Origin of the sequence: Pseudomonas sp. ADAK7 (assembly GCF_012935675.1) — a bacterium.
Taxonomy (GTDB): domain Bacteria; phylum Pseudomonadota; class Gammaproteobacteria; order Pseudomonadales; family Pseudomonadaceae; genus Aquipseudomonas.
Genome location: NZ_CP052861.1, coordinates 6,677,976 through 6,690,852 on the forward strand (window position 1 = coordinate 6,677,976; position 12,877 = coordinate 6,690,852).

Genomic DNA, 12,877 nt, shown 5'->3' on the forward strand with positions numbered 1-12,877 from the left:
TGCTCGACGGCGATCTGAACCCGGTGGCCAAAGGTTGCATCGGCGAGTTGTACGTCGGTCGCGCCGGTCTGGCCCGGGGTTATCTGAACCGCGCCGACCTGACGTGTCTGCGCTTTATCCCGGACCCGTTCGCCGCTGATGGCGGCCGCCTGTACCGCACTGGCGACCTGGCGCGGTATCGCGCTGACGGCGTGATCGAGTACATCGGGCGCATCGACCATCAGGTGAAGATTCGCGGCTTCCGCATCGAACTTGGGGAAATCGAAGCGCAATTGCTGGAACAGGACGTCATCCGTCAGGCGGTGGTTCTGGCGCAGCCGGGCCTCAGTGGTCAGCAATTGGTCGCGTACCTGGTGCCAAGCGATGCCGCGTTGCTGGAGGCCAACCCGACCGGACAAGGCGAATGGCGCGACAACGTACGCGCCGTGCTCAAGGAAAACCTGCCGGATCACATGATCCCGGCGCACCTGTTATTGCTGGCGCAACTGCCGCTGACCGCCAACGGCAAACTCAACCGCAACGCCTTGCCATCACCTGACGCGAGCCAGGCGCAGCAGGCGTATCAGGCCCCGCAAAGCGAGCTGGAGCAGCGTATCGCCGCCATTTGGCAAGACGTGCTGAAACTGCCGCAAGTGGGCCTCAACGACAACTTCTTCGAACTCGGCGGCGACTCGATCATTTCGATTCAGGTGGTCAGCCGCGCCCGGCAACTGGGGATTCGCCTGAGTCCCAAAGACCTGTTCCAGCACCAGACCGTGCAACGTCTGGCACTGGTGGCGCAGGTCGGTGAAACCGAAACCGGCATTGATCAACAAGCCGTCAGCGGCGCAGCGTTGCTGTTGCCGATCCAGCAGCAGTTCTTCGACGATGAAATCCCTGAGCGGCATCACTGGAACCAGTCAGTGCTGCTCAAGCCACGAGTGGCGCTGGATGCGGAAAAAGTCGAGCAAGTATTGCGTGCCCTGGTGGCGCATCACGATGCCTTGCGCCTGAGCTTCACCCAGCACAACGATGGCTGGGTGGCGGAGCATCAGTCGATTGAACAGCAGCAGCCATTGCTGTGGCAGGAATCGGTGGCCGATGCCGCGGCACTCGAAGCCCTGGGCAACCGCGCCCAGCGCAGCCTCGATCTGCAACAGGGCCAACTGCTGCGCGCCGTGTTGGCGACGTTGGCCGATGGCAGCCAGCGTCTGTTACTGGTGATCCATCACCTGGCGGTGGACGGCGTGTCGTGGCGGATCCTGCTGGAAGATTTGCAAAACGCTTATCAGCAAGTAATCGACGGTCAGGCCCTGAGCCTGCCGGCCAAGACCAGTGCCTTCAAGGACTGGAGCGAACACTTGCAGCGCTACGTCAACAGCCCGGCTTTGCAGCAGGAACTGGCCTACTGGCAAGCCTGCTTGAGCGATGTCAGCACCGAGCTGCCGTGCAAGCGCCTCGACGCCGGCCAGCAGAATCGCCTGGTGGTGAACGTGCAGACGCGCCTGAATCAGGACCTGACCCGGCAACTGCTGCAAGAAGCCCCGGCGGCGTATCGCACCCAGGTCAACGACCTGCTGCTGACCGCGTTGGCGCGGGTGATCGGGCGCTGGACCGGCCAGGCATCGACGTTGATCCAGCTCGAAGGCCATGGCCGCGAAGAGCTGTTCGACGGTGTTGACCTGACCCGTACCGTGGGTTGGTTTACCAGCCTGTTCCCGGTGCGCTTGACCCCGTCCGACACGGCGGGCGATTCGATCAAACAGATCAAGGAACAACTGCGTTCGATCCCGCACAAGGGCATCGGCTTCGGCGCCTTGCGTCACCTCGGTGATGCCCAGGCGCAGCAAAGCTTGCGCGCCTTGCCGAGTCCACGGATCACCTTCAACTACCTCGGCCAGTTCGACGGCAGTTTCGAAGGCGATGACGGCGCACTGTTCACCCCGGCACCCGAAAACGCCGGGCTGGAGCAGAGCCTCGACGCACCGATGGGCAACTGGCTGACCCTCAATGGTCAGGTGTATGGCGGCGAGCTGAGTGTGGGCTGGAGCTTCAGCAGCGAACGTTTCGACACGGCAACCATTGAACGCCTGGCCGAAGACTACGCCGCAGAACTGGCGGCGCTGATCGCCCACTGTGTGACCCCAGGTGTGCAAGGCCTGACACCTTCGGACTTCCCGCTGGCCGGCCTGACTCAATCGCAACTCGACAGCTTGCCGGTACCCGCGCAGCAGATCGCCGATGTCTATCCGCTGTCGGCGATGCAGCAAGGCATGTTGTTCCACAGCCTCTACGAGCATGCCACCGGCGACTACATCAACCAGGTCCGCCTCGATGTCGAAGGCCTCGACCCGCAACGCTTCCAGCACGCCTGGCAAGCGGCGGTGGACAGCCACGACATCCTGCGCACCAGTTTTGTCTGGCAAGGCCAGGTGGCGCGCCCGGTGCAAGTGGTGCACAAGCAACTGGACATGCCGTTCAGCGTGCTTGATTGGCGTGACCGCGCCGATGTGCAAACGGCCCTGGATGCACTGGCCGCCGCTGAACAGGCGCAAGGTTTCGACCTGGCCCAAGGGCCGCTGCTGCGCATGGTCGTGGTGCGTCTCGATGACCAGCGCTGCCATTTGATCTACACCAACCACCACATCCTGATGGACGGCTGGAGTAACTCGCAGTTGCTCGGCGAAGTGCTGCAACGCTACAGCGGCGAGCCGATGCCGGCCCTTGCCGGGCGTTATCGCGACTACATCGACTGGCTGCAACGCCAGGACGTGGCGGTCAGCGAACACTACTGGAACGGCCAGTTGGCCAATCTGCAGGAGCCCACGCGTCTGGCCCAGGCGATTCAGCGCCAGCCCATCGAGGAACAACTCGACGGCCATGGCGAGCGATATTGCTTCCTGAGCGCCGAGCAGACCCGGGAACTGGGCGAGTTCGCCCGCCAGCAGAAAGTCACGCTCAACACCTTGATCCAGGCCGCGTGGCTGTTGCTGTTGCAACGCCTCACCGGCCAGGAAAGCGTGGCGTTCGGCGCGACGGTGTCCGGTCGCCCGAGCGAGCTCAAAGGTGTCGAGCAGCAAATCGGCCTGTTCATCAACACCCTGCCGGTGATCGCCAGCCCTCGCTCGGAACTCACCGTGGGCCAGTGGTTGCAGAGCGTGCAGGCGCAGAACATCACCTTGCGCGAACATGAACACACGCCGTTGTTCGACATCCAGCGCTGGGCCGGCAAGAGCGGCGAAGCGCTGTTCGACAACATCCTGGTGTTCGAGAACTACCCGGTGTCCGAAGCGCTGGAGCAAGGCGCCCCGTCGGAACTGCGTTTTGGTAACGTCAACAATCACGAACAGACCAACTACCCGCTGACCCTGGCGGTGAATGTCAGCGACGAACTGTCGCTGCATTACAGCTACCAGCGCGGGCAGTTCGCCGATTCAGTGATCGTGCAATTGAGCCAACACCTCGACACCCTGTTGCAGCAAATGGTCCAGTCCGGCGAAGCGAGCCTCGGTTCGCTGAATCTGCTGAGCAGTGCCGAGCAGCAACTGATGGTCGAGCGGTGGAATGCCACCGGTGTGGCTTATCCGCTGGAGCAGGGCGTGCATACCCTGATCGAAGCCCAGGCCCGACGTATGCCGGACGCTCCGGCGCTGGCGTTTGGCGCCGAGTCGTTGAGCTACGCTGAGCTAAACGCCCGGGCCAACCAGTTGGCCCATGCCTTGATCCAACGCAAGGTCGGCCCGGATGTACTGGTCGGGATCGCGGTTGAACGCAGCGTGGAAATGGTCATTGGCCTGTTGGCGATCCTCAAGGCTGGCGGCGCCTATGTGCCGCTGGACCCGGAATACCCGCGTGATCGTTTGAGCTACATGATTGCCGACAGCGGCATCGACCAGTTACTGACCCAGCCGCATCTGCTGGCCAGCCTGCCCATTCCCGATGGCGTGCAGAGCCTGTGCCTGGAAGCCTCAGGAACCGATTTTGCCGGGTTCCCGAGCAGCGATCCGCAGGTCAGTTACGAGGCGAGCAACCTCGCTTACGTGATCTACACCTCCGGCTCGACCGGTATGCCGAAGGGTGCGGGTAACTCGCACAAAGCGCTGACCAACCGTTTGATGTGGATGCAGCAGGCTTATGGTTTGGGCGCTGGCGACACCGTGTTGCAGAAGACGCCATTCAGCTTCGACGTCTCGGTCTGGGAGTTCTTCTGGCCGCTGATGACCGGCGCGCGTCTGGTGGTGGCCGCCCCGGGCGATCACCGCGATCCGGCGAAACTGATCGCCCTGATCAACCAGCAACAGGTCAGCACGCTGCACTTCGTGCCGTCGATGCTGCAAGCGTTCCTGCAAGATGCCAATGTCGGCAGTTGCACCAGCCTGACGCGGATCGTGTGCAGCGGTGAAGCGCTGCCGGTGGACGCGCAAACCCAGGTGTTCGGCAAACTGCCGGGTGCCGGGTTGTACAACCTGTACGGCCCGACCGAAGCGGCCATCGACGTGACCCACTGGACTTGCCGTGACGAAGGCCGCGACGGTGTGCCGATCGGGCAACCGATTGCCAACCTGACCACCTACATTCTTGATAGCGGCCTCAATCCGCTGCCAATCGGCGTCGCTGGCGAGCTGTACCTCGGCGGCGTCGGATTGGCCCGTGGTTACCATCGTCGTGCCGGGCTGAGCGCCGAGCGTTTCGTCGCCAGCCCGTTCGGTGACGGTCAGCGCCTGTACCGCACCGGCGACCTGGCACGTTACCGCGTTGATGGCGTGATCGAGTACGTCGGGCGCATCGACCATCAGGTCAAGCTGCGTGGCCTGCGGATCGAACTGGGGGAAATCGAAGCGCGGCTGATGGAACATGTCGCCGTGCGTGAAGCGGTGGTCGTGGCTCAGGATGTGTTGGGCAGCAAACAACTGGTGGCGTACCTGGTGCCGGTGGATCCGGCGACGTTGGACACCGCCGAAGCGCTGCACGACGACCTGACCAGCTGGCTGGGCGAAAGCCTGCCGGACTACATGGTCCCGGCGCACCGCGTGTGGCTGGCGCAGATGCCACTCAGCCCCAACGGCAAACTCGACCGCAAGCGTCTGCCGGCACTGGAATTCGCCGCTTCGCAACAACACGTCGAGCCGGCCAACGCCACCGAACAAACTCTGGTGGACATCTGGCAAGCGGTGCTCGGCTTGGAGCGCATCAGTACCACGGACAACTTCTTTGCCCTGGGCGGCGATTCGATCATCTCGATTCAGGTGGTCAGCCGCGCGCGTCAGCAAGGGATCGAGCTGAACCCCAAAGACCTGTTCCAGCAGCCGACCATCCAGCAACTGGCCCTGCGTGCGAAAGCCGCCGAAGACACGCTGCAACCACCGGCGGCGCTGATCGACATGCCGCTGCACGGTTTGAATGACGCGCAACTGGCCGCGTTGCCGTGGCCCGAAGGTCAGCTCGACGGCTTGTACCGCTTGTCCCCGATGCAGCAGGGCATGCTGTTCCTCGGTTTGAACTCGCCGGACGCCGATCTGTACATCAACCAGTTGTGCATTCCGGTGCAAGGCCTGGAACGGCTGCGGTTCAAGGCAGCGTGGGAAGCGGTGAGCCGGCGTCATGACATCCTGCGCACCGGTTTCCTCTGGCAGGACATGGCCGAGCCGCTGCAATTCGTGCTCGCCGATCCGCAGTTGCCCATCAGCCTGCTCGACTGGCGCGACCAGGACCATTCGGCCGAAGCCTTGCAGCAACTGGCCGACAGCGAACGGGCCAAGGGTTTCGACCTGGATCGTCCGCCGCTGCAACGCTTGACCCTGGTGCAAGTGGGCGAGGACAGCTATCAGCTGATCTGGACCTATCACCACATCCTCATCGACGGTTGGAGTTCCTCGCAACTGATCGGCGAAGTGCTCAGCCAGTATTCCGGCCAGGCCTTGCCCGAAGCGGTGCCGTACCGTCGTTACATCAATTGGCTGCAACAACAGGATGCCAACGCCAGCGAAGGTTTCTGGCGCGAACAATTGGCGCAGCTGGATGAGCCGACCTATCTGGCCGATGCCGTGCCGCGTAGGGGGCAGGGCCACGGTCACGAAGCGCTTTACAGTCGCCTGGGTGAAACCCGCACCGAGCAACTCAAGGCCTTCGCGCAATCCCAGCAAATCACCCTCAATACCTTGGTCCAGGGCGCCTGGCTGGTCTTGCTCAGCCGTTACAGCGGTCAGCGTTGCGTGGCGTTCGGCGCCACGGTGGCGGGGCGTCCGGCGAGTCTGCCGGCGTCGGAATCGATCCTCGGCCTGTTCATCAACACCTTGCCGGTGATCAAGGACGTGCGCGCCGAGCAAGCGGTCGGTGACTGGCTGCGTGACTTGCAGGACTTCAACCTGGAAATGCGCGAGCGCGAATACACGCCGCTCAGTGATGTGCAGCGTTGGGCCGGACGTACCGGGCAATCGCTGTTCGACAGCATCATCGTGTTCGAGAATCACCCGATCGACCAGGCCCTGCGCGAGTGGCGCGACGACTCGCTGAAGTTCGGCGAGACCAACAGCGCCGGCCTGACCAACTTCCCGATGGACTTGATGGTCACCCTCGAAGAAGGCCTGGTGATCGAGTACATGTTCCTGCGCGAGCATTTCGACCTGGTGACCGTGGAAGGCATCCGCAGCAACATGGAAGGCTTGCTTGCGGCGCTGGCTGAGGATGCGGCGCAGCCACTGGGCCGTATCGGTCTGGTGACGGGGCAGGCGTTGCCGACGGCAGCAGTCGAGACGCCAACCGTTGCGGCGCCGGTTCATCAGCGCATCGCGCAATGGGCAGCGCCGCTGGGCGACAAAACTGCCGTGATCTTCAACGAGCAATCGTTCAGCTACGGCCAGATCGAGGCCCGGGCCAATCGCCTGGCCCATGCGCTGATCGCCGAAGGCGTCGGCCCGGAAGTGCGGGTTGGCGTGGCGTTGCCGCGTAGCGAAAACATGATTGTCGCGCTGCTGGCGGTGCTCAAGGCTGGTGGTGCTTACGTGCCGCTGGACGCGACCTATCCGCGAGAGCGTTTGAGCTACCTGATGCGCGACTCCGGGATCGCTTTGCTGCTTAGCGATTCGAGCTTGCGCAATGTGCTACCGAGCCAGGACAACCTGCACGTCATGGCCCTGGATCAACTGGACCTCGACGTGCAGCCAAGCCACGCGCCGCAGATCGACGTACAACCGGGCAACCTCGCGTACGTGATCTACACCTCCGGCTCCACCGGGCAACCGAAGGGTGTCGGCGTGGCCCACGGACCGCTGGCGATGCATTGCCAGGCCATCGGTCAGCGTTATGAAATGAGCGAAGCCGACTGCGAATTGCACTTTATGTCGTTCGCCTTCGACGGTGCCCATGAGCGTTGGTTGACTACCCTGACCCACGGCGGACGCTTGCTGATCCGTGACGACAGCCTATGGACCGCCGAACAGACCTATACCGCGCTGCACGAACATGGCGTGACCGTGGCGGCATTCCCGCCGGTGTACTTGCAGCAATTGGCCGAACACGCCGAGCAGCAGGGCAATCCACCGGCGGTGCGCATCTACTGCTTCGGCGGCGACGCGGTGCCGGCGGCGAGTTTCGAACTGGCCAAGCGTGCGCTCAAACCACAACACATCATCAACGGCTACGGCCCGACCGAAACCGTGGTCACGCCACTGATCTGGAAGGCTGGCGTCGAGGATGAATGCGGCGCGGCGTACGCACCGATTGGCAGTGTGGTGGGTGAGCGCAGCGGTTATGTGCTGGACAGCGACCTCAACCCGTTGCCGGCCGGTATCGCCGGGGAACTGTACCTGGGCGGCGCGTTGGCCCGGGGTTATCTGGGCCGTTCGGGCGGCACCGCCGAACGCTTCGTCGCCAACCCGTTCAGCGCCGATGGCAGTCGTCTGTACCGCACCGGCGACCTGGTTCGCCAGCGCGAGGACGGCACCATCGACTACCTGGGGCGCATCGACCATCAGGTGAAGATTCGCGGTTTCCGCATCGAGCTGGGTGAAATCGAAGCGCGGCTCAAGCAGCAACCGGGAGTGCGCGACGCCGCCGTGGTGGCTCGCGAAGGGGTCAGCGGCAAGCAACTGATCGGTTATGTGCTGGCCAATGCCGACGCTCCGGCGAGTGGTTTGTGCGAAGGATTGCGCGAACAGCTCAAGGCGAGCCTGCCGGACTACATGGTGCCGACGCACCTGGTGCTGTTGGAGCGCATGCCGCTGACGCCGAACGGCAAACTCGACCGCAAGGCCTTGCCAAGTCCTGAGGCGGATCAGCGTCAGGAACACGTGGCGCCGGGCACCGAGCTGGAAAAAGCCTTGGCGAAGATCTGGCAGGACGTGCTGAAAATCGAGCGCGTGGGCCTGACCGATAATTTCTTCGAACTGGGCGGCGATTCGATTCTCAGCCTGCAAGTGATCGCCCGCAGCCGACCGCTGAAGGCCCAGGGCCTGAGCTTGAAACTGCGTGACCTGATGCAGAAACCGACCATCGCCGAACTGGTGGCCAGCACCCAGGGCAGCGCCGAGAAAACCTCCGGGTTGTTGGCGATGAACGCGGAAGTCAAAGGTGTCGCGCCGCTGTTCTGCATCCACGCCGGTTTCGGCACGGTGTTCGACTACGAACCGTTGGCCCGGCGCTTGAGCGGACAGCGCCAGGTGTTGGCGCTTCAGTGCCGGATGCTGCTCGATCCGGCCTGGAACGATGTTTCGTTGCAAAGCATGGCCAGCGCTTACGTGGCGCAGATCCGCGAGAAACAACCGCAGGGGCCGTATCACCTGCTGGGCTGGTCGTTGGGTGGCACATTGGCGTTGCTGATGGCGGCGCAACTGGAGGGTGAAGGCCAGCGTGTGGAAGTCGTCGGGCTGGTGGACAGCTTCGTGCCGTCGGCGGCGATCAATGCCGGCGCGGTCGATGACTGGCAAGCCGATCTGCGCGACTTCCTGCGGGTGACCTTGGGCGATGCTGCGCAAGGTTTGGCGATCGAGGGTGAAGAGACGGCGCAAAACATACGGGCGGTGCTGATTACGGCGATGGCTGCAGCGGCTTCGACTTACGCGGCTCTGGGCACCGATGAGTTGGCCCATGTGTTCAGCGTCGCGCGGCGCCTGAAGCTGTTGTCCCTGAAGCTGGATCGCTGCACCGCGCTGAACGTCGAGCCGACCTGCTGGTGGACCCTGGGGCGTGAAGACGAAGCCGTCGAACTGGCCGGGCAACTCGCACAGCCTACGCTGGCCAGCGAGTGGATCGATTGCGGGCACTTCCAGATTCCGCGCGATGAAACGTTCCTCGCCGAGGCTGAAGAAATGCTCGGCGCAATCGTTGAGTCAGTAGCCCTGTAATAAACCTGAAAACCGGTCGGGTGCGCTGCCCGGCCGGTTTGGAGAATTGGTAATGTCGTTGAACCCTGATATCGCCGCATTTTTGGAACTGGTCGGCAACGGCCGGGCCAGCGGCAAACGCGTGGGCATGCATGAGATGAGCCCCGAGCAGGCTCGCGAACAGTTCGATCAGTCGTCGCTGTTGATGGACGCCGGCGGTGAAGAACTGGACGTGGTCGATGAACTGCGACTGCCGGTGCGTGACGGCACGCGCCTGAATGCACGGATCTACAGCAACCACTCATTGGAAAAGGGCGCCAAGCGTCCGGCGCTGTTGTATTTCCATGGCGGCGGTTATGTGGTCGGCAGCCTCGATTCCCATGATTCGCTGTGCCGCGCATTGGCGGTCATGGCCGATTGCGTGGTGTTGTCGGTGGCCTATCGGCTGGCGCCGGAGTTTCGTTTTCCGACGGCGGCCGATGATGCGCTGGATGCGTGGAACTGGTTGGTGGCCAGCGCCGACGATTTGGGCATCGATGCCCAGCGTCTGGCGGTGGGCGGCGACAGTGTTGGCGGCAGTCTGGCCACGGTGTTGGCCGCGCAACCGTCGGTGCAGCCGTTGTTGCAAGTGCTGATCTACCCGGTCACCGATGCCAGCCAAAGTACCGCGTCCATTGAGCGTTATGGCGTGGGGCATCTGCTGGAGAAAGATTCCCTGAGCTGGTTCTACGAGCATTATCAGCGTGACCTCAGCGATCGTCTCGATCCGCGCTTCTCGCCGTTGCTGGCCGAGGTCTCGGCGAACATGGCGCCGGTACTGCTGATCCTCGCCGAATGCGACCCGCTGCACGACGAAGGCGTGGCGTATGCCCGTCATTTGCAGGCGGCGGGGGTGGACGTGGAGCTGAAAATCTTTGAGGGCATGACCCACGACTTCATGCGCATGGGCGCGATCATCGACGAAGCCGAAGAAGCGCAGCAGCACATTGCCGAGCGATTGGTGCGGGTGTTTGCGGTGGTTTGATTGCTTCATCAGGCACAACAAAACGCCGGCGATTGCCGGCGTTTTTTATAGCGTTGTAGCCTGTTACCAGTTGTAGGTCACATCGGCTGTCACGGTACGGCCTTCGCCGTAGTAGCAGTCCAAAGTGCTGTTGCAGCTGGCGACGTATTTCTTGTTGTCGAGGTTTTCCAGGTTCAGCTTCAGCTTCGTGCCTTTAATGTGCAGCGGCGATTTTTGCAGGTCGTAGGAGACCATCGCGTCATACACGGTGTAGGACGGAATCTGGAAGGAGTCTTCCTCGTAGTCCGAACCGTAGCTGCTGCGCACGTAACGCAAACCAATACCGGCGCCCAGACCGGCGAGCACGGTGGTGTTGTCGAAGTCGTAGTTGACCCAAGTCGAGGCGGTCAGTGGCGGGCTCATGGCCAGGGTGCGACCCTCGCGACCATCGTTGACGCTGCGCCATTTGTTCTGGTTACGCGACACGGCGGCCAGCACACGCAGGTTCTGCGTGACGTTGACCTTGCCTTCCAGTTCCACACCGCGCGAACGCACCGAACCGCTCTGGCTGCTGAAACCCGGGTTTTGCAGGTCGTTGGTCAGCATGTTGTCCTGGTCGATCTGGTACGCAGACAACTGAATGAAGCCGTCGATGAACTTCGGTTCATACTTGACGCCCACTTCGTACTGCTTGCCAGTGGTTGGCTTGAACGGCTGGGAGTTCATGTCGACGCCGGTCTGCGGCAGGAACGATTCGGAATAGCTGACGTAAGGCGTCAGGCCGTTTTCGAACTCATAGCCCAGGCCTGCACGACCAGTGAATTTCTCATCCTTGATGTTGGAGTGAGTGCCGGCCAGCGGCTCTTTGTTATCGGTCTCGGCGAAGTCATAACGACCGCCCAGGGTCAGGAACCATTGGTTCCAGCGCAGCTGATCCTGCGCGTACAGGCCGGTTTGCTTGATGGTGTTGTCCCAGCGATACGGTTGGGTGAAGTTGAACTCACTGCCGTAGACCGGGTGGTACAGGTCGATGCCCGGACCCTGGCGGTCATACAGACCGAGGAACTTGGTGTTGAAGTGGTAGTAGTCCACGCCCAGCAGCACGGTGTGGTCCAGCTCGCCGGTCTTGAACTTGGCCTGCGCGGTGCTATCGATGCCGTAGACCTTGTTGGTCTGCGACCAGTCCACCCCGAAGCGGCTCTGGTAGCTGTTGTCATCGCGGCCGGTGACCGGGTTGGTCGGGAACGAGTAGCCGTGCAATGGCGCGACATACTGGTCATCAATGTAGGCGTAGCTGCCGCGCTGCTTGAGGGTCCAGACGTCATTGAGCTCGTAGGACACATCATAGCCGGTCACGAACTGCTCGCGATCGTACTTGTTCAGGCCGGGCTCGCCGATGAACAGCTTGCGACTGATCTTGCCGTTCGGGCTGTTGAACACGGTGCCTTCGGCCGGCAGACCCTGGGCTTCCGGGGTATCGCGATCCTTCTGGTACTGGGCGAACACGGTGACGCTGGTGCGATCGTTCGGCAGCCAGGTCAGGCTTGGCGCCAGCAGCATGCGGTTCTGGTCGGCGTAGTCGATTTCCGAGTTGCTGTCGTTGACCAGGCCGGTCAGGCGATAGAGGAACTCACCCTGATCGTCGATCGGGCCGCCGATATCGAAGGCGCCGTACTTGCGATCGTAGCTGCCGCCGCCCAACACGATTTCGTGCAGCGGGGTCGCGGTCGGACGCTTGCCGACCATGTTGACGATACCGCCAGGCTGGTTCTGGCCGTACAGCACCGACGCCGGGCCTTTGAGCACTTCGATGCGCTCCAGGGTGTACGGGTCGATCTGCAGCGAACCGCCGGTGCTGCCGCCGCCGTAAGGCAGGTGCAGGCCGTCGAGGTACAGCGGGGTAGGGGAGAAGCCCCGGGAAGTCGGTTCGTCGAACATCTTCACCCGGTCGGAGAAGCCGCCACCGGTCATGCCGGCGGTGTAGCGCAGGGCTTCGGTGACCGATTGCGCGCCGCGCATCTTCACTTCATCGGCGGTGATGACGTTGATGGTCTGCGGGATTTCATTGAGTGGTGTATCGGTTTTGGTGCCGGTGCCACTACGCTTGGCCACGATCCCGTCTACCGGACCATAAGCCGATTCCTGGGTCGCGGAAATGCTGGTCGGCGCCAGGTCCAGGGTGTTGCCGGCGCTGCTGCGCGCACGCAGGGCAACACTGTTGCCGTCCACCGAGTACGCGATGCCGGTGCCCTGGAGCATCTGGGCCATGGCGGCGGCCGGCTCCAGGTTGCCGTTGACGGCGGTGCTGCGCAGGCCGCTGACTTCATCCGGGCTGTAGAGCACTTGCAGGTTGGTCTGGCGACCGAATTCCTGCAGGGCGCTGCCCAGCGATTGTGCTGGAATATTGATCGCGGCGGTCTGGGCCTGAGCCTGGCCGATCATCGGCAGCGTCAGTGCCAGGGCGCAAAGGGCCGGCAGCGTCGGGCGCAGTGAATGGCGAATCAGCAGAGCCTTGGCGAGCGGGTTGAGTCCGTGCGGTGCGGGCATTATTCTTCTACTCTTCAAAGTGTTGACT

At 62.7% G+C, this 12,877-nt stretch carries 3 protein-coding genes (1 of these 3 running past the window's edge); 2 read left to right on the forward strand and 1 reads right to left on the reverse strand.

What is annotated here, in order from left to right; translation table 11 throughout:
* A protein-coding gene (locus tag HKK53_RS30625) for a non-ribosomal peptide synthase/polyketide synthase (protein ID WP_169373839.1) crosses the window boundary here: on the forward strand, window positions 1-9,320 show its 3' portion. 5,713 nt of this gene lie to the left of the window's left edge; only the last 9,320 of its 15,033 coding nucleotides appear in the window; its start codon lies off the left edge, out of view; its stop codon occupies window positions 9,318-9,320.
* Between the two features lie 52 nt (window positions 9,321-9,372).
* Complete coding sequence (locus tag HKK53_RS30630) at window positions 9,373-10,323, forward strand: alpha/beta hydrolase (protein ID WP_169373840.1); 951 nt, start codon at window positions 9,373-9,375, stop codon at window positions 10,321-10,323.
* Between the two features lie 63 nt (window positions 10,324-10,386).
* Here HKK53_RS30630 and HKK53_RS30635 read toward each other — a convergent pair whose 3' ends face one another.
* Window positions 10,387-12,849 carry a TonB-dependent siderophore receptor gene (locus HKK53_RS30635; protein ID WP_169373841.1) on the reverse strand — a complete coding sequence of 821 codons (2,463 nt, stop codon included), beginning with the start codon at window positions 12,847-12,849 and terminating at the stop codon, window positions 10,387-10,389.
* Window positions 12,850-12,877 lie beyond the last annotated feature (28 nt).

Bases quoted from the DNA above. Each gene is read 5' to 3' on its own strand.
- HKK53_RS30635 (WP_169373841.1), bottom strand. From the start codon at position 12,849: ATGCCCGCACCGCACGGACTCAACCCGCTCGCCAAGGCTCTGCTGATT.
- HKK53_RS30630 (WP_169373840.1), top strand. From the start codon at position 9,373: ATGTCGTTGAACCCTGATATCGCCGCATTTTTGGAACTGGTCGGCAAC.